The following is a 17,231-nucleotide window of genomic DNA, read 5'->3' on the forward strand; positions in this document are numbered from 1 at the left end:
CCGTTAACTTATGGTCTCTATTGAGAGGCCCATCATGCCCGAGTCTTCCGCGTGTGTTCAAGCAACGGAAACCACGCTGCGGAAGTTGGACTTTCGGGTTAACGGGTTAGAGCGATTCTGGCGCTAGTTTGAATTCACATTTTCGACGCGTCCCGAGCGCGGTGCGTGAGGTGCCGCAGCAGGGCCCGTCTCCTGGGTTTGGGAGGGACGGGATGGCCAAAACCGTCCTGATCGTGGAGGACAATGAGCTCAACATGAAGCTCTTTCGCGATCTGTTGGAAGCGCATGGCTATCAGACTTCGGGCACCAGCAATGGCTTCGAAGCGCTCGATCTCGTCCGCAAGCTGCGCCCCGACCTCATCCTGATGGATATTCAACTGCCCCAGGTTTCCGGCCTCGAGGTCACGCGCTGGATCAAGGACGATCCCGATCTGCGCACGATTCCGGTGGTCGCGGTCACCGCCTTCGCCATGAAAGGCGACGAAGAACGCATCCGCGAGGGCGGCTGCGAAGCCTATTTGTCCAAGCCGATCTCGGTCGGCAAATTTATTGAGACTGTCCGACGCTTTATCGGATAGGGGAGTTGTGGTGCAATGTCCGCGCGTATCCTCGTCGTCGACGACGTTCCGGCGAACGTCAAGCTGTTGGAAGCCCGCCTGTCGGCCGAATATTTCGATGTGCTGACCGCTTCAAACGGGACCGAGGCGCTGGAAATCTGCGCGCGCGCCGAATGTGACATCATCCTGCTCGATGTCATGATGCCTGACATGGACGGTTTCGAGGTCTGCCGCCGGCTGAAGTCTAATCCGGCGACGCATTTCATTCCGGTGGTGATCGTCACCGCGCTCGACAGTCCGGCCGATCGCGTGCGCGGACTCGAATCCGGCGCCGATGATTTCCTGACCAAGCCGGTATCCGACGTCGTGCTGATCGCGCGCGTGCGCTCGCTGACGCGGCTGAAGATGATGACCGACGAGCTGCGGATGCGCGCCATCACCTCGCTCGAGATCGGCATGCAGGCGCCGGAGCGCAGTGCGATCGCCGACAAGGGCACCGGCGGCCGCATCCTCTTGGTCGACGACCGCCCGTCGTCCTACGAGAAGCTGGCGCCGATCCTTTCCGCCGAACACACCGTCGACGTCGAGACCAATCCGTCGGAAGCGCTGTTCCACGCCGCCGAAGGCAATTACGATCTGCTGATCGTGTCGCTCAGCCTCGACAATTTCGATGGCCTGCGGCTGTGCAGCCAGGCCCGCTCGCTGGAGCGGACGCGCCAGGTCCCGATCCTTGCGATCTCGGATGCCGACAACAACACGCGGCTGATGCGCGGGCTCGAGATCGGTGTCAACGACTATTTGCTGCGCCCGGTTGACAAGAACGAACTGCTGGCGCGGGCGCGCACCCAGATCCGCCGCCGCCGCTACACCGATCATCTGCGCGACAATGTGCAGAACTCGATCGAGATGGCGATCACCGATGCGCTGACCGGCCTCAATAACCGGCGCTACATGGAGAGCCATCTCGCGACGCTCGCCGAGCAGGCCTCGGTCCGCGGCAAGCCGCTGGCGCTGATGATCCTCGACATCGACTACTTCAAGGCGATCAACGACACCTACGGCCACGATGCCGGCGACGACGTGCTGCGCGAATTCGCCGTTCGCATCCGCAAGTCGATCCGCGGCATCGATCTCGCCTGCCGCTATGGCGGCGAGGAATTCGTGATCGTGATGCCCGAGACCGATCTGCATGTCGCCGGCATGGTCGCCGAGCGCTTGCGCCGCTCGATCGCGGGCGAGCCGTTCGCCGTCGACAAGGGCGGCAAACGGATCACGGTCACGATCTCGATCGGGCTCACCACGCTGGAGCGCAAGGGCGAACAGGTCATCGACGTGCTCAAGCGCGCCGATACCGCGCTCTATCGCGCCAAGCACGACGGCCGCAACCGCGTGGTCGCTGCCGCGGCGTAACGCGCGTCACGCTCCCAGTATCATCGATCGTCATACCCCGCGAAAGCGGGGTATCCAGTACGCCGAGGCCTCTCGTTTCAAGAGTCAATGCCCCTGGGATATTGGGTCACCCGCTTTCGCGGGTGACCCAGGGTAGATAAACCTACCGCCCGCGCTTCACCGCGTCATAGGCCAGCCGCTTGAACTCGAACGAGAACGGATGGACGAACGCCATCTGGCGCTGCGCCATCATGACGCCGGCGATGCCCGTCTTCGGCGAAATCCACCACTGCGTGCCCGCGACGCCGCCCCAGTAGAATTCACCGGCCGCATCGGGATGATCGATCGGTGAGGGGGTGAGGATCAGACCGCCGGCAAGCCCATGCGCCTTGCCGGGCTGTTCGCCCATCATCGCGAAGCGGATCCATTGTCCTGCGGGCAACTGGTTGGACATCATCGCCGCGATGGTGTCCGGCTTCAGCAGCGTCGGTCCGCCCGGCAGCAGGCTGCGGATCAGCGCGACCATGTCGGGCAGCGTCGAGACCAGGCCGCCGCCGCCATTGAGCCTCGCGATCGGGCGCAGATAGGCGCCGGGGAAGGGCGCATTGTCAGTGCGGGTGAGGCCCGGCTTCATCGGCTCCATGAGATCCGCGCCGGCGTAATATGCGACGAGGCGACCCTGATCCTGTTCGGGAACGACGAAACCGGTATCGACCATGCCGAGCGGATCGAGGATACGGTCCTTGATGAAATTGTCGAAGCGCTGGCCGCTGACGACTTCCACCAGGCGTGCGATCACGTCGATCGCGAGCGAGTATTCCCACGACGTACCCGGCTGATAGATCAGCGGCAGATCGGCCAGCACATCCACCATCTGAGCCAGGGTCGCATTGGGATTGTGCACTCCGCGCTCGTTCAGCGCCTTGAAGATGACCGTGCCGGGATCGAAGAAGCCGTAGCTCAAGCCGGCGCTGTGGCTCAGCAACTGGCGGATCGTGATCGACCGCTGCGCCGGCTCGGTGTCGTCGATCGACGTCGCGCCCGGCCGCAGCACTTTCCGGTTTCCGAGTTGCGGGATGTAGGTCTCGATCGGATCGTCGAGCCGGAAGCGGCCGTCCTCGAACAACAGCAGCGCCGCGCAGGACGTGATCAGCTTGGTGTTGGAGAACACCCGGAAGATGTGGTCGGTGCGCAGCGGCGTTTGCGCTTCCTTGTCGGCCCATCCGACGCAGCCGGTGTCGGCGATGTCGCGCCCGACCAGAACCGTCCAGGAGATGCCGGACAAGAGATCGTTGTCGACATAGCGCTGCATGGCGGCGCGCGCCGGCGCGAAATCGTAGCCGGTGGCCGTCACGTCAAGATCTTCCATGGTCGCTCCCCTGTTGTGCCGCAGGCTGTCGCGCGGTCGCCGTCAATCTCGCCGGACGGAATATCCGGTCGGGATGCCGTCGCATGCCGCCAATGCTAACAACCAAACCGGACTTGTGTATGCAACCGGGATTTATCCAGGGCGTCTCTTGTCCGCGGGCGCGGAGCTTTCGACCTTGACGCCGGCATTCGCCAGCAGCACGCGGGCGGCTTCCCTGGCTGCGCGTGCCATCGCGGGATCGTCGCGCACCAGGTCCTGCGCGATCGAGCCGTCGACCAGCAGCGTGAGCTGGGTCGCTAGTCCCTCGGCATCGGCGACGCCGAGTTGCAGCAGCAGATCCCGAAACCAGAGCCGGCGGCTTTCCTTGAAGGCGACCGCGATATTTCGGAACGTACGGTCCTCGTCGTCGGGACCGAGCTCGGCGACCGCGTTGACGAATGGGCAGCCGCGAAAATCCTTCGCCGCAAAACGCCGCTCCAGCGAATCGAAAGTCGCGAGAATCTGCTCGGCCGGCGGCTTGTGGGAAGGGCGGGGCTGCACGAAGCGGCGCTGCAGATAGGCCTCGATCAGGGCGTCCTTCGACGGGAAGTGATTGTAGAGCGTGCGCTTGCTGATGCCGATCTCGGCCGCGATGGCGTCGACGCCGATGGCGCGAATGCCCTGAAGGTAGAACAGTCTGTCGGCGGTCTCGAGGATCCGCTCTTTCATGGTCTGTTTGGGAGGCGGGGAAGCCATGCGCCGGCCGTGATCCTCTTCGCTTGACAGTTGGCTCCCTGTATAGCCTAAGTACACAGGTCTGTGTAACCAAAACATGCGTGAATCGCAGGCCGTGGCGCGCGTGCCGCGCCGTTATGGGAGAACAAAAACAATGCCCCTGCTGCAGGTCCTGCGTCCCACGCTTCCCATTCTGATCGGTGCCTCCATCATGCTCACGCTGAGCATGGGGCTGCGACAAAGTCTCGGCATCTTCCTGCAGCCGCTGACCCTCGACATCGGTATCTCGGTGTCGCATTTCACGCTGGCGCTTGCCGTGCAGAACCTCGCCTGGGGCTTTCTGCAGCCGGTCGCCGGTGCGATGACGGTGCGCTACGGCTTCCGCCCGATCATGGTGATCGGCGCGCTGGCCTATATCGCCGGTCTCGTGCTGATGACGACGGCGCATGGGCTCGTCAGCGTCATGATCGGCGCCGGTGTGCTGATCGGCATCGCGCTCGCCTGCACCGCGAATGCGATCGCGATGTCGGTCGCGGCGTGCGCGGTGCCGGAGACGGTGCGCTCGACCGTGCTCGGCATCGTCTCCGCGGCGGGCTCGCTCGGCGCGCTGCTGTCGGCGCCGATCGGGCAGATGCTCAATGACGGTTTCGGCTGGCGCGTCGGACTTGCCGGTTTCGTCATCCTCGCGGTCTTCATGATCCCGGCGGCGCTGTACGCCGGCCGCGTCGACAAGATTCCGCTGCCGAAGCCCGCGGGTGACGACATCGGCAACGCCACTGCGGTGACCGCGGCCAAGACCGCGTTCAGCAACGCGTCGTTCGTGGTGATGACCTGCGCCTATCTGGTCTGCGGCATGCAACTCGTCTTCCTCACCACGCATCTGCCTTCCTATCTGGCGATCTGCGGGCTCGATCCGATGCTGAGCGCGCAGACGCTCGGCATGATCGGCGGCTTCAACGTGTTGGGCTCGCTGTTCTTCGGCTGGGCCGGCCAGCGCTGGAACAAGCTGGCGCTGCTCGGCGGCATCTACATCCTGCGCTCGCTGGCGCTTGCCTGGTACTTCATGCTGCCGGCAACGCCTTCCTCGACCTTGCTGTTCGGCGCCATCATGGGCTTCCTCTGGATGGGCGTCGGTCCGCTGGTTGCGGGCGCGGTGGCCGAGACGTTCGGGCTGCGCTGGCAGGCGATGATCCAGGGCCTTGCCTTCATGAGCCACCAGATCGGCAGCTTCCTCGGTGCTTACGGCGGCGGGCTGATCTACGATTCGCTCGGCTCCTACACCATGGCTTGGCGCATCGGCGTCGCGCTCGGTCTTGCCGGCGGCATCATCCAGGTTGCCTTCGCGCTGATCCGGCCGGCGCAACCGCCGTTGCTCAAGACCGCCTAGCTTCCGACCCCGGCGGTAAACCAGCGACTGCCCCGCGCGTGGGCAGTCGCCGGTTGCTGCCTATTTTTACATCGATGGCTTGCTGCGAGAACGTGCAATGGAGCGCGAAACTGTTCCGTTGACACATTAAAGTCGCAACGTCTTCAATGTGTTACTCCGCGCGCATGGGTGGCACGAATCTTGATTGAATCTGGCTAGAAATCGAGCCGGAAGCCGTCGCTGAGGTTCCGGCCCGGGGACTCATGGGAAGGGCTGGCCGCGATGAGGCTAGTCGCCGTCATTCTCCAGCGATCAGCGCACCACGGCCTTCGCCGCGCCGCCGAGCACGAGGTCCTTGCGCCTCGCGGGCCCCTTCGAGACATCCCAATGACCGAACGTGCGCCGTCTTTCGACGTCGCGTTCCCGAATGCGCTGCACCCATTCCGAACACCAGCATTTCTTGTGATGGGAGAACGATGATGGAGTCTGGGACCTACACGCGCCGGAACCTCGTGAGAATCGTGGTGGCTCTGCTGGGGGTGGCTTTCCTCTGCCTGCTGTTCAGCGACCTTGCGCTGGCTGAGGATGCGGCGGCGCCGCCAGCCTGCGGCGGCAAGATTCTCGAGAAGTGCACCCCGAATTCCGGCGACACCGCCTGGATGCTCACGTCGGTCGCGCTCGTCCTGATGATGACCGTGCCGGGGCTCGGCCTGTTCTATGGCGGCATGGTACGCAAGAAGAATGTCGGCGACACCGTGATGACCAGCTTCGCCGTCACCTGCCTGGTCACGATCCTGTTTGCGGTCCTGACCTATAGCCTGGCGTTTCGTGCCGGCACGCCGTTTATTGGCGGCCTGGACCGCATGTTCCTCAAGGACATCCTGAGCGACATCGGCAAGGGTGGCATCGGCAATCCCAATCCGCTTGCCGCGACCATTCCTGAGGCCGTCTACATCTGCTTCCAGATGACGTTCGCTATCATCACGCCGGCACTGATCGCCGGCGCGTTTGCCGAGCGGATGAAGTTCTCCGCGATGCTCTGGTTCATCGGGCTGTGGGCGATCTTCGTTTACGCGCCGATCGCGCATTGGGTCTGGGGACCCGACGGCATCTTCTCCGCGGGCAATGACGCCGCCTATGTCAAGGTTCTCGATTTCGCCGGCGGCACCGTGGTGCACATCAACGCCGGCGTGGCCGGCCTGATGTGCGCGATCATGCTCGGCAAGCGCGTCGAGACGGGACCGGCGCACAATATGGTGCTGACCTTCATCGGCGCGTCGCTGCTGTGGGTCGGCTGGTTCGGCTTCAACGCCGGCTCCGCGGTTACGGCGGGAATGCAAGCGGGCATGGCCATGCTGGTGACCCAGATCGCCACGGCGGTGGCGGGCTTCACCTGGATGGTGGTGGAATGGGCATTGAAGGGCAAGCCGACCGTCGTCGGCATCTGCTCGGGCGCCGTTGCCGGCCTCGTCGCGATCACGCCGGCCTCCGGTTTCGTCGGGCCGGTCGGCGCCTTCGCGATCGGGATCGCCGCCGGCGTCTGCTGCTACTGGGGATGCACCGGCTTGAAGCGCATGTTCAGCTACGATGACGCGCTGGACTGCTTCGGCGTCCATGCCCTCGGCGGCATCGTCGGGGCGCTGCTGACCGGGGTGTTCGCGGTCGAGCAGTATGGCGGTACGGCAGGCGTTCTGGAGGGAAATCCCGGCCAGTTCATCAATCAGTGCATCGGCGTCGCGACCGTCTTCGTGTATGATGCGGTCGTGAGTCTGGTCATCCTGTTCGTGATCAATCTCTTCGTCGGGCTCCGCGTGACGCGGGATATCGAGCGGGAAGGGCTGGATCTCGCGCTGCACGGCGAGGTCGTGCAGTAGATTGGGCGGCGTTCCGCAAGGCCGGCGATGTTCGCCGGCCGGTGCGGTTCAAAGCTGTTCGAGGTGATCCCATGAACTGGTTCTATTGGAACACAGCGTGGTCGCTATTCTTCAGCCTGGTTTGGTTCATGACCATCACACACAATCCGGATGCGCAAATCGCGGATGCGCATCTGCGTGATGAGGCGTTCAAGGGCTAGCTCCGGTAGTAGCGCCACATCCTGAGGAACGTCCGGTGGATCTCGTCAGGCGTCCGGTCGAATAGCTCGAGATTGACTCGGACCACGCCACGATGGTCCATGCGCCACGGCAGGCGCATCAACAGCCGGTAGGCTGGCCGCTTGCGCCAATCGGCCACCAGCGCGCTGCCGAGCGGCCCGCTCAGTGCGATCTGCAACTCGTGGACGGTCATCGCGCGCTCGGCGATCTCGACGAGGTCGATACGCGTGATGGCGCGCCAGCGGATCAATCCGAAGGCCTGGATGAAGATGCCGTACTGATTGGCGCCGATGGTCGGCCGTCCGGCCTCCAGCAGCGGGATGTTGTAGTAGGTGAAGCCGCCGGCTGCCGCCGCCAGCGCCAGCCAATAAATCTCGCTTGTGATCCAGGTCGCGGTCAGGAAGATCGCGGCGAGGGCGGCGGTGACATAGACCGGAAAGTACGTGTCCTCGCGGCCGTAGGCGACCGAGTAGCCGCCGACGTTTCCTTCGTCCAAGCTCGCGATCATGTGAGCCCTGCGTCCGGGACTTGCCCGAAAGACATGAGGGATGACGCATGGCTACAAAGCAAAAACGGGGCCGTGAGGCCCCGTTTGAAACGTCAGAAGCAGGCGATCTTACTTGATCTTGGCTTCCTTGAACTCGACGTGCTTGCGCGCGACCGGGTCGTACTTCTTCTTGACCAGCTTGTCGGTCATGGTGCGCGAATTCTTCTTGGCGACGTAATAGAAGCCGGTGTCGGCGGTCGACACGAGCTTGACCTTGATGGTGACCGCTTTGGCCATGTGCAAATCCTCGAAAATGAAGGGTATCGGGAGCCGGCCAAATCGGCCCGCGTTTGGCCGGGAAACTAGCCACAAACCGTGGGAAGTCAAGGATTTCCGGCCGAAATCGTGCCGATTCCGGCCCGATTACCCCTCGAAAAACTGATTTTTGGGCCGCGGCAGGCCCAGATTCTCGCGCAGGGTCCGTCCTTCGTATTCGGTCCGGAAGATTCCGCGCTTCTGCAGTTCCGGCACCACCCGGTCGACGAATTCGAACAGGCCCTGCGGCAGATAGGGGAACATGATGTTGAAGCCATCGCTGCCGCGACCCACCAGCCATTCTTCCATCTGGTCGGCGATGGTCTGCGGCGTGCCGACGAAGGCGAGCCCGCCATAGCCGCCGACGCGCTGCGCGAGTTCGCGCACCGTGAGCTTGTCGCGCGCGGCGACGTCGACGAGGCGCTGCCGGCCGCTCTTGCTGGCATTGGTTTCCGGGATCGGCGGCAATTGCCCGTCCGGATCGAAGGTGGAGGCATCGGTGCCGAGGATCACCGACAGCGAGGCGATTGCGCTGTCGTAATGCACGCGGCTGTCGAGCAGCGCGCGCTTCTCCTTGGCTTCCTCGACGCTGTCGCCGACCACCACGAAGGCGCCGGGCAGGATCTTCAGATGCTCGGGATCGCGGCCGATCTTTTCCATGCGGCCCTTAATGTCGGCGTAGAGCTTCTGTCCGTCGGCCAGGCTGCCGCCGCCGGTGAACACGGCTTCCGCGGTCTCGGCCGCCAGCTGCCGGCCGTCATCGGAGGCGCCGGCCTGCACGATGACAGGCCAGCCCTGCACGGGACGCGCGATATTCAGCGGACCGCGGACCGAGAGATATTTGCCCTTGTGATTGAGCACATGCATCTTGTCGGGATCGACGAACAGTCCGGACTCGACATCGCGCACGAAGGCGTCATCGGCGAATGAATCCCAGAGCCCGGTGACGACGTCGTAGAATTCGCGGGCGCGCTTGTAGCGCTCGGCATGTTCCATGTGATCGTCGAGGCCGAAATTCAGCGCGGCGTCGGGGTTGGACGTGGTGACGATATTCCAGCCGGCGCGGCCGCCGGAGATGTGGTCGAGCGAGGCGAAGCGGCGGGCGACGTGATAGGGCTCGTCGAAGGTGGTCGAGCCGGTCGCGATCAGGCCGATCCGCTCGGTGACGGCGGACAGAGCAGACAGCAGCGTGAACGGCTCGAACGAGGTCACGGTGTGGCTGCGCTTCAGCGCATTGATCGGCATGTTGAGCACGGCCAGATGATCGGCCATGAAGAAGGCGTCGAACTTGCCGGCCTCGAGCTTGCGGATCAGCGTCTTGATATGATCGAAATTGAAGTTGGCGTCGGGCCACGCCCCGGGATAGCGCCAGGCGCCGGTGTGGATGCTGATCGGCCGCATGAATGCGCCGAGCTTGAGTTGACGCTTCGCCATAGCCCCGTTCCGTCGTTGTTGTGGTTAGCGGAACAGATAGGGTGGCGTTTCGCGGCGCGCCATCGGGAAGATTATTTTGTTTTTGGCCGATCCCTCGACATCGTCATTCCGGGGCTCGCGAAGCGAGAGCCCGGAATCCATCGGGCCGCATGGTCGGTGGAGGAATGGATTCCGGGCTCGCCGCTTCGCGGCACCCCGGAATGACGAGGGGATAGATCACGCCCCCAGCACGTCCTTGTGCATCTTGCCGCCGTAGAAATGGAAGAACGGCACTGGCGCGTCGTGGCGGAGCGGGCCGGTGGCGAGACGGCGGTCGAGCTCGGCGAGCACGTTCTTGGTCATGGCGTGCGCATCCGCGAGCGGCTCGGAGCCGATCTCGACCCACACCAGTTCGACCAGCTCGGCATCGGCATGGACCACGCCTTCGACACGATGGGCGATGGTCGAGGCATCCGCGGTGAAGAAACGGGTGTCGAAGCGACGGACGCGGCCCGGCGGGGTGATCGCGCGCGCGATCAGGAACAGACCGGACGGATCGGGCAACAGACCAGCGTCGGCGAACGGCGCCCAGGGACCGTCCAGCTTCGCCGGCTTCTCGACCTTGCGGCCGAGGCAGAGTCCGGTTTCCTCGCAGGCTTCGCGGATCGCGGCATTGGCGAGCGCACGCGCGCGGCCGGGCGTGATCTTCGGGCTACCTTTCAGCAGATTGGCTTCGAGCTCCGGCGTGATCGGGGCTGCGACCGGCACGCGGTTGTCGGACTTGTCGACGCGACCGCCGGGGAAGACGAATTTGCCCGGCATGAACACGACCTTGTCGTGACGCTTGCCGACCAGCACCTTCGGCTTGGCGCCGGAGCGATCGATCAGGATCAGCGTCGCCGCATCCTTCGGCCGGAAATACGCGTGATGATCGGCTTCCTTTTCGCCCTGGTGGACGACGGCGGCGGGTGCGGCGGCTTCAGTCATTTCATCCCTTTCATTCTTCTTGCGGCCCGGTTTAGCTAGACCGGCGGGATGTCGCTAGGGGCATTTTCGTCAAAGCCATGCATGCGCAGGGCCCATTGCAAGCCGATCACGGCTCCCTTCACCGGCTGCAACAACGCGAGCGATGCGAACAGCGTGAACGGCAGGTAGATCGCAAGTTGCAGCCATACCGGCGGCGAATAATCGGTCTCGATCCACAGCACCATCGGTACCACGATATGGCCGACGATGACGATCACGAGATACGCGGGCAGATCGTCGGCACGATGCGGCGTGAAATCGAGATCGCAGACCGGACAGTGGCCGTCGCATTTCAGAAACTTGCGGAACAGTTTGCCTTTTCCGCAGCGCGGACAACGGCTGCGGAACCCGCGCTTCATCGCACTCCAGACGTCGCGCTTCTCGGGCTCGGCCGTATCACGAGTCCAGACCACTGTCGGTGGTGTCATGTCCATGACTTGCCTCGCTTCGATTTGCCGGACTTAGGCTTCGCCGGCTTGCGGTCCTTCTTGTTGCGCGCCTTCCGTTCCTTGTGCGCCTTCTTGCCGGATCCCTTATGTGGTCCTTTGCCGAATCCCGCAGCACGACGCTCGGCTCTCTTGCCGTCACGTTCTCTGCCGCGCGGAACGGCCTGACCGTCAGATAATAGCTCAAAGCGCAGCGCGCCGGCCACTGGAGCCGCCTCGACCAGCCGCACGTCGACGACGTCACCGAGCCGATACATGGTGCCGCTGCGGGAGCCGATCAGCGCGTGGCGGGTCTCGTCGTAGTTGAAATATTCGCTGCCGATGGTGCGGATCGGGATCAGGCCGTCGGCGCCGGTGTCGTCCAGCTTCACGAACAGGCCGGCCCGCGTCACGCCGGAGATGCGGCCCTGGAACGAGGCGCCGACCTTGTCGGCGAGGAAATGCGCGATCAGCCGGTCGGTGGTCTCGCGCTCCGCCTTCATTGCGCGGCGTTCGGTGACGGAAATCTGCGCGGCGATCTCGGCGAGCGTCTCCACGCTCTCATCGGTCGGCAGAGCGCCTTCGCCGAGGCCGAGCGCGCGGATCAGGGCGCGATGCACGATCAGGTCGGCATAGCGGCGGATCGGCGAGGTGAAGTGCGCATAGCGGCGCAGGTTCAAGCCGAAATGACCGTAATTCTCGGCGGAGTATTCGGCCTGCGCCTGCGAGCGCAGCACCACCTCGTTGACAAGCGGCTCGTAATCCTCGCCGGCGACCTGTGCCAGCACGCGGTTGAACTGCGCGGGACGCAGCGCGCCCTGCTTGGTGAAGGGCAGGTCGAGCGTCTTCAGGAATTCCTGGAGATTGTGCACCTTCTCCTGGCTTGGCTCGTCATGCACGCGGTAGATCAGCGGCAGCGCCTTCTTCTCCAGCATCTCCGCCGCGGCGACGTTGGCGAGGATCATGAACTCCTCGATCAGCCGGTGCGCATCAAGCCGTTGCGGCACGATCACCCGGTCGACCGTGCCGTCGGGTTTCAGCAGGATCTTGCGCTCGGGCAGATCGAGATCGAGCGGATCGCGCTCGTTGCGTGCGAGCTTGACCAGTTCATAGGCCGACCACAGCGGCTTGAGGATCGGATCGAGCAGGGGACCTGTCGTGTCGTCCGACCTGCCGTCGATCGCCGCCTGCGCCTGCGCGTAAGCGAGCTTCGCGGCCGAGCGCATCAGCACGCGATGGAACGTGTGCGAGCGCTTGCGGCCGTCGGCGCCGATCACCATCCGCACCGCGAGCGCGCCGCGCGGCTCGCCCGGCACCAGCGAGCAGAGATCGTTGGAGATCCGCTCGGGCAGCATCGGCACGACGCGATCGGGGAAGTACACCGAGTTGCCGCGCTGGAGCGCGTCGCGATCGAGCGCCGAGCCGGGGCGCACGTAATAGGCGACGTCGGCGATCGCGACATGGACGATGAAGCCGCCCTTGTTATTCGGATCGGGGTCGACCTCCGCATGCACGGCGTCGTCGTGATCCTTGGCGTCGGGCGGATCGATGGTGACGAGCGGCACGTCGCGCCAATCCTCGCGGCCCTGTAAGTTCGCGGGTTTTGCCTCTTCGGCCTCGCGGAGCGCAGAGGACGAGAACACCTGCGGGATGTCGTGGGTGTTGATCGCGATCAGGCTGATCGCCTTTTCGCTCGCGATCGAGCCGAGCCGCTCCTTGACGCGGGCGGAAGCGAGCCCGAAGCCGCGGGTGCGGATCAAATCGACGCTGATCAGGTCGCCGTCCTCGGCGCCGCCGGTATCGGCCTTGGCGATGTTGAGCTCGCGGCCGGCCTGCTTCTTGTCGACCGGGATCAGGCGTCCGCCGCCATCCGGATTGCGGCGGAAGATGCCGAGGATGCGGGTGCGGCCGTGATCGATCACCTTGATGACGCGGCCGCGATACGGTGTGCCATCTTGCTCGTCGGTCACTTCGACCCGCAGCAGCGCGCGGTCGCCGACGCCGGCCGCCGTGCCGGGCTTTGGCCGTCGCGGTGTCTCGATGCGGATTTTCGGGGCGGTGCCGTTCTCTTCGCTATCCCACTCGGCGGGGGTCGCGATCAATTCGCCGTCGCTGTCACGGCCGGTGATGTCGGCGAGCACGGTCGGCGGCAGCGCCGCCGGCTCGTGGATCTTGCGGCCGCGTTTTGCGATCGTGCCGTCGTCGGCGAGCTCGCGGAGGATCCGCTTCAGCTCGATACGGTCGGCGTTCTTCAGGCCGAACTCGCGCGCGATCTCGCGGGTGCCGACCTTGCCTGGATTGGCGCGGATGAAGTCGACGATGGCGTCCCGGCCCGGAAAGCCATGGTCGGGTTTTCGTTTCACTTATCCTCGTGCCTTGCCGGCGCTTTTCTTCGCGGGCGCTTTCGCTGGTGCCGATGACTTTGCAGGCGACGTCTTGGCACCGGACGCGACCGGCGCGCGCGCCTTGCTGGTCGCATCCGCTTTCGGTTTCGCCGCGGCCTTCTTCGACGCAGCCTTGTTCGCGGGCTTGGCCTCGGCGTCGCCGTCAGCCTTGTCCGATTTGGCCTTGTCTGATTTGTCCTTGGCCGCCTTGGCAGGCTTTGCCGCCTTCTTGGCCTTCTTGCCGCCGCCCTTGGCCGCGCGCTCGTCGATCAGCGCGATCGCTTCCGCGAGCGTGACCTCGTCGGGAGCTCGGTCGCTCGGGATCGTCGCATTGACGCCACCCGCCGTGACATAGGCGCCGTAACGGCCGTTCTTCAGCGCGACCGCGCCGAGCGTCGGGTGATCGCCGAGTGGTTTGCCCGGATCGGCGCCGAAGCGCCGGCCGCTCGGGCCCTTGGCGATCTTCTCCGCGATCAGCGTGACCGCGCGGTTCAAGCCGATGTCGAACACCTCGTCGCCGGCCTCGAGGCTGGCATAGGTCTTCTCGTGCTTCACGAACGGCCCGAACCGGCCGAGGCCGGCGGTGATCGGCTGCCCGGTTTCCGGATGCCTGCCGATCTCGCGTGGCAGCGACAGCAGCTTCAGCGCCAGCTCGAGATCGACATCGGCCGGCGAAGTACCCTTGGGGATGCCCGCGCGCTTCGGCTTCTCGCCCTCCGCGTAGTCCTTCTGCTCGCCGAGCTGGATGTAGGGGCCGAAGCGGCCGGCCTTCACCGTGACGTCGAAACCGGTGTCGGGATCGGTGCCGAGCACGCGGTCGGCGCTCTCGGCGCTGTCGGCCACGAGCGGGCGAGTATAGCGGCATTCCGGATAGTTCGAGCAGCCGACGAAGGCGCCGAACTTGCCGGCCTTCAGGTTGAGCCGGCCGGTGCCGCAGGTCGGGCATTGCCTGACGTCGCCGCCATCCGCGCGCGGCGGATAGATGTGCGGGCCGAGCATTTCGTCGAGCGCATCGAGCACCTCGGCGACCCGGAGGTCCTTGATGTCGTTGACCGCGCCGATGAAGCCGCGCCAGAAATCTTGCAGCACCTGCTGCCAGGCGATCTCGTTGTTGGAGATGCGGTCGAGCTGCTCTTCCAGATCGGCGGTGAAGTCGTATTCGACATAGCGCGAGAAGAAGTTCTCCAGGAACGCGACCACGACACGGCCCTTGTCCTCGCCGTGCAGCCGCTTCTTCTCCAGCTTGACGTAGCCGCGGTCCTTCAGCACCTGCAGGATCGAGGCGTAGGTCGAAGGACGGCCGATGCCGAGCTCCTCCATCCGCTTCACCAGCGATGCTTCCGAGAAGCGCGGCGGCGGCTCGGTGAAGTGCTGGGTGACGGCAAGGCTCTGGCGCTTCACGGCCTCGCCCTGGTTCATCGCGGGCAGGCGGCGCGAATCCTCGTCCTCCTCGTCGTCGCGGCTTTCCTGATAGAGCGCGAGGAAGCCGTCGAACTTGATGACCTGGCCGGAGGCGCGCAGCTCCAGCACGCGGGCGCCGGCCTTCGCCTCGATGTCGACGGTGGTGCGCTCGAGCTCGGCGGACTCCATCTGGCTCGCGATGGTGCGCTTCCAGATCAGTTCATAGAGCCGTGCCTGATCGGCATCGAGCCGGCGGCCGATCGTGGCCGGGCGGCGCGACAGATCGGTCGGACGGATCGCTTCGTGGGCTTCCTGCGCGTTCTTGGCCTTGGCCTGATACTGGCGCGGGGCGTCCGGCACGTAGGCATTGCCATAGTCCTCGCCGATCACCTTGCGCGCCTGGGTGATCGCCTCGGGGGCGATCTGCACGCCGTCGGTTCGCATATAGGTGATCAGGCCGGTGGTCTCGCCACCGATGTCGATGCCTTCATAGAGCCGCTGCGCGATGCGCATGGTGTGCGCCGGCGCGAAGCCGAGCTTGCGGCTCGCTTCCTGCTGCAGCGTCGAGGTGGTGAAGGGCGCCTGCGGGTTGCGCCGGGCCGGCTTGGCCTCGACGGTCGCGACCTTGAACAGCGCGGCCTCGATCGCCTTCTTGAAATCCTCGGCTTCCGCACCGGAGCCGATGTCGAGCCGCGCGATCTTCTTACCGTCGGCGCCGACCAGCCGCGCCTCGAAGGCTTCGCCGCGCGGTGTCAGCAGCGTCGCGACCAGCGACCAGTACTCCTTCGGAACGAACTTCTCGATCTCGAGCTCGCGGTCGCAGACCAGCCGCAGCGCGACCGACTGCACGCGGCCGGCGGAGCGGGCACCGGGCAGCTTGCGCCACAGCACCGGGGAGAGGGTGAAGCCGACCAGATAGTCCAGCGCGCGGCGCGCCATATAGGCATCGACCAGCGCGCCGTCGATTTGGCGCGGCGCCTTCATGGCCTCGGAGACAGCCTGCTTGGTGATGGCGTTGAACACCACGCGCTCGACCTTCTGGTCCTTCAGCGCGCGCTTTTCCTTCATCACCTCGAGCACGTGCCAGGAGATCGCTTCGCCCTCGCGATCAGGGTCGGTTGCGAGGATCAGGCGATCGGCGCCCTTGAGTGCCTTGGCGATGTCGTTGAGCCGGCCCGCGGCCTTGGCGTCGACCTCCCAGATCATCTGGAAATTGGCGTCCGGATCGACGGAACCGTTCTTGGCCGGGAGGTCGCGGACATGGCCGAACGACGCCAGGACCTCGTAGGAGGACCCCAGATATTTGTTGATCGTCTTGGCCTTGGCCGGCGACTCCACAATGACGATATTCATGTCATTCCAATAGCTTACGGGAAAACTTGAAGGCGGGTTCCGCTAGACTCGCGACCGCCGTGTCGGGGCGAACATGGGTGCTGGGGCGGTCGGTGTCAAATCGCCAGATATTGAAGGGAGGGTTCAAACTGTAGAGTTTTGATCCCAGGGGTTGAAAAATGCGTCCTAGAGTTGCGGCCGGAAAGGGCGTATCTCTTTATATATGGGGTGGGAATCGGATTAGGCCTTTTGAGCAGGACAGGGGGCGGCCGGAGGCGAAAAGGCATCCGGCCGGCGGCGACCGGCGGGCGAGGAGACGGGCGGGGCGGGCGGCCCGGATGACGCCCTGATCCTGATCGCAGCCGCCGCGACCGAACTCGCCAAACTCGCTCAGCGCCACAAATTTTGGGTTCTTGACCATCTGCTCGCGATGGCGCGCCTGGAGGCCGACGAGCAGCTTCGCCTGCGCAGCCGAAGGAAGCTGTCGTGACGGGTAGGGGTTGGAGGTAGGGCCGGTCTCTCCATTCGTCGTCCTGGCGAAAGCCAGGATGACGATGAGGATGGGTTTCGATTCAATTGCCACACTCTCGGTGTCATCATCCGCGAAAGCGGGTGATCCAGTATTCCAGAGACGGCGGTGCTTGAGCCGAGAGGCCGCGGCGTACTGGATCGCCCGGTCGAGGCCGGGCGATGACAGTTGAGGATGGGATATAGGATCGCGTTCTCGCGACATAATTTGTCCGAGTCTTGCTCTTTCGTTCCGCCCTCTCCGTTGGTGAGGGCGCAGGGAAGACCGGGTGCCGATCGCACCCATGGGCCCCGTGCAATGGGTAGTAAGCACGGGGGTAGGACCACAGGTGTAACCGGGAACAACCCGGCCTTCCCTGCGCGATGGCTTACGGCTTATACGTGCTCTCCCCGGCGAGACTTGGCTTTGTTGTCACCGTCTTCGCAACGCGC

15 protein-coding genes are annotated in these 17,231 nt (G+C 64.6%); 5 read left to right on the top strand and 10 right to left on the bottom strand.

Translation table 11 applies throughout. The features are described from left to right. Positions 1-212 precede the first annotated feature (212 nt). Both ACVIW0_RS16655 and ACVIW0_RS16660 read left to right on the top strand, forming a co-directional pair. Positions 213-578, top strand: a complete 366-nt coding sequence (locus ACVIW0_RS16655) for a response regulator (RefSeq protein WP_016845968.1) — start codon at positions 213-215, stop codon at positions 576-578. 15 nt (positions 579-593) lie between these two features. Beyond that, positions 594-1,967, top strand: coding sequence for a PleD family two-component system response regulator (locus ACVIW0_RS16660; RefSeq protein ID WP_461353298.1), 1,374 nt, complete (start codon positions 594-596; stop codon positions 1,965-1,967). 142 nt (positions 1,968-2,109) lie between these two features. On the opposite strand, the gene ACVIW0_RS16665 is transcribed toward ACVIW0_RS16660, so the two are convergent. Both ACVIW0_RS16665 and ACVIW0_RS16670 read right to left on the bottom strand, forming a co-directional pair. Further along, positions 2,110-3,315, bottom strand: a complete 1,206-nt coding sequence (locus ACVIW0_RS16665) for a serine hydrolase domain-containing protein (protein WP_461353299.1) — start codon at positions 3,313-3,315, stop codon at positions 2,110-2,112. A gap of 132 nt (positions 3,316-3,447) precedes the next feature. After that, complete coding sequence (locus ACVIW0_RS16670; RefSeq protein WP_461353300.1) at positions 3,448-4,023, bottom strand: TetR/AcrR family transcriptional regulator; 576 nt, start codon at positions 4,021-4,023, stop codon at positions 3,448-3,450. A gap of 160 nt (positions 4,024-4,183) precedes the next feature. On the opposite strand from ACVIW0_RS16670, the gene ACVIW0_RS16675 reads away from it, so the two are divergent. The 3 genes from ACVIW0_RS16675 (at position 4,184) to ACVIW0_RS16685 (ending at position 7,469) form a co-directional block, all read left to right on the top strand. Beyond that, positions 4,184-5,416: an MFS transporter gene (locus tag ACVIW0_RS16675; RefSeq protein ID WP_461353301.1), complete on the top strand. Its 1,233-nt coding sequence runs from the start codon at positions 4,184-4,186 to the stop codon at positions 5,414-5,416. 455 nt (positions 5,417-5,871) lie between these two features. After that, the gene (locus ACVIW0_RS16680) at positions 5,872-7,269 is read left to right on the top strand and encodes an ammonium transporter (RefSeq protein WP_461353302.1); all 1,398 of its coding nucleotides are present in this window, start codon (positions 5,872-5,874) and stop codon (positions 7,267-7,269) included. Positions 7,270-7,340: 71 nt separating this feature from the next. Continuing rightward, complete coding sequence (locus ACVIW0_RS16685; RefSeq protein ID WP_256438757.1) at positions 7,341-7,469, top strand: hypothetical protein; 129 nt, start codon at positions 7,341-7,343, stop codon at positions 7,467-7,469. Here ACVIW0_RS16685 and ACVIW0_RS16690 read toward each other — a convergent pair. The 8 genes from ACVIW0_RS16690 to ACVIW0_RS16725 form a co-directional block, all read right to left on the bottom strand. Beyond that, positions 7,466-7,996, bottom strand: coding sequence for a hypothetical protein (locus ACVIW0_RS16690; RefSeq protein ID WP_461353303.1), 531 nt, complete (start codon positions 7,994-7,996; stop codon positions 7,466-7,468). The genes ACVIW0_RS16685 and ACVIW0_RS16690 overlap by 4 nt on opposite strands. A 108-nt stretch (positions 7,997-8,104) precedes the next feature. Continuing rightward, the gene (rpmG, locus tag ACVIW0_RS16695; protein ID WP_018271988.1) at positions 8,105-8,272 is read right to left on the bottom strand and encodes a 50S ribosomal protein L33; all 168 of its coding nucleotides are present in this window, start codon (positions 8,270-8,272) and stop codon (positions 8,105-8,107) included. A 126-nt stretch (positions 8,273-8,398) separates the two neighbouring features. Next, positions 8,399-9,724: an LLM class flavin-dependent oxidoreductase gene (locus ACVIW0_RS16700; RefSeq protein WP_461353304.1), complete on the bottom strand. Its 1,326-nt coding sequence runs from the start codon at positions 9,722-9,724 to the stop codon at positions 8,399-8,401. Positions 9,725-9,940: 216 nt separating this feature from the next. Further along, complete coding sequence (locus ACVIW0_RS16705) at positions 9,941-10,690, bottom strand: NUDIX hydrolase (RefSeq protein WP_461353305.1); 750 nt, start codon at positions 10,688-10,690, stop codon at positions 9,941-9,943. Between the two features lie 35 nt (positions 10,691-10,725). Continuing rightward, a complete protein-coding gene (locus ACVIW0_RS16710) occupies positions 10,726-11,163 on the bottom strand; it encodes a DUF983 domain-containing protein (protein ID WP_461353306.1) in 438 nt (145 codons plus the stop codon). Further along, on the bottom strand, positions 11,154-13,517 hold the full coding sequence (rnr, locus tag ACVIW0_RS16715) for a ribonuclease R (RefSeq protein WP_461353307.1): 2,364 nt from the start codon (positions 13,515-13,517) through the stop codon (positions 11,154-11,156). The genes ACVIW0_RS16710 and rnr overlap by 10 nt, the downstream gene beginning before the upstream one ends. Further along, entirely contained in the window at positions 13,518-16,292 is a 2,775-nt protein-coding gene (topA, locus tag ACVIW0_RS16720; RefSeq protein ID WP_461353308.1) for a type I DNA topoisomerase, read from the bottom strand. Positions 16,293-16,488: 196 nt separating this feature from the next. Continuing rightward, the gene (locus ACVIW0_RS16725) at positions 16,489-17,004 is read right to left on the bottom strand and encodes a hypothetical protein (protein ID WP_461353309.1); all 516 of its coding nucleotides are present in this window, start codon (positions 17,002-17,004) and stop codon (positions 16,489-16,491) included. Between the last annotated feature and the right edge of the window lie 227 nt (positions 17,005-17,231).

Source organism: Bradyrhizobium sp. USDA 4454 (genome assembly GCF_054822705.1).

Excerpts from the sequence above, each read along its gene's own strand:
- ACVIW0_RS16680 (WP_461353302.1), top strand. The coding sequence starts at position 5,872 with ATGATGGAGTCTGGGACCTACACGCGCCGGAACCTCGTGAGAATCGTG.
- ACVIW0_RS16670 (WP_461353300.1), bottom strand. The coding sequence starts at position 4,023 with ATGAAAGAGCGGATCCTCGAGACCGCCGACAGACTGTTCTACCTTCAG.
- ACVIW0_RS16685 (WP_256438757.1), top strand. The coding sequence starts at position 7,341 with ATGAACTGGTTCTATTGGAACACAGCGTGGTCGCTATTCTTCAGCCTG.
- ACVIW0_RS16705 (WP_461353305.1), bottom strand. The coding sequence starts at position 10,690 with ATGACTGAAGCCGCCGCACCCGCCGCCGTCGTCCACCAGGGCGAAAAG.
- ACVIW0_RS16665 (WP_461353299.1), bottom strand. The coding sequence starts at position 3,315 with ATGGAAGATCTTGACGTGACGGCCACCGGCTACGATTTCGCGCCGGCG.
- rpmG (WP_018271988.1), bottom strand. The coding sequence starts at position 8,272 with ATGGCCAAAGCGGTCACCATCAAGGTCAAGCTCGTGTCGACCGCCGAC.
- ACVIW0_RS16655 (WP_016845968.1), top strand. The coding sequence starts at position 213 with ATGGCCAAAACCGTCCTGATCGTGGAGGACAATGAGCTCAACATGAAG.
- ACVIW0_RS16675 (WP_461353301.1), top strand. The coding sequence starts at position 4,184 with ATGCCCCTGCTGCAGGTCCTGCGTCCCACGCTTCCCATTCTGATCGGT.
- ACVIW0_RS16700 (WP_461353304.1), bottom strand. The coding sequence starts at position 9,724 with ATGGCGAAGCGTCAACTCAAGCTCGGCGCATTCATGCGGCCGATCAGC.
- ACVIW0_RS16725 (WP_461353309.1), bottom strand. The coding sequence starts at position 17,004 with ATGTCGCGAGAACGCGATCCTATATCCCATCCTCAACTGTCATCGCCC.
- ACVIW0_RS16690 (WP_461353303.1), bottom strand. The coding sequence starts at position 7,996 with ATGATCGCGAGCTTGGACGAAGGAAACGTCGGCGGCTACTCGGTCGCC.
- ACVIW0_RS16710 (WP_461353306.1), bottom strand. The coding sequence starts at position 11,163 with ATGGACATGACACCACCGACAGTGGTCTGGACTCGTGATACGGCCGAG.
- topA (WP_461353308.1), bottom strand. The coding sequence starts at position 16,292 with ATGAATATCGTCATTGTGGAGTCGCCGGCCAAGGCCAAGACGATCAAC.
- ACVIW0_RS16660 (WP_461353298.1), top strand. The coding sequence starts at position 594 with ATGTCCGCGCGTATCCTCGTCGTCGACGACGTTCCGGCGAACGTCAAG.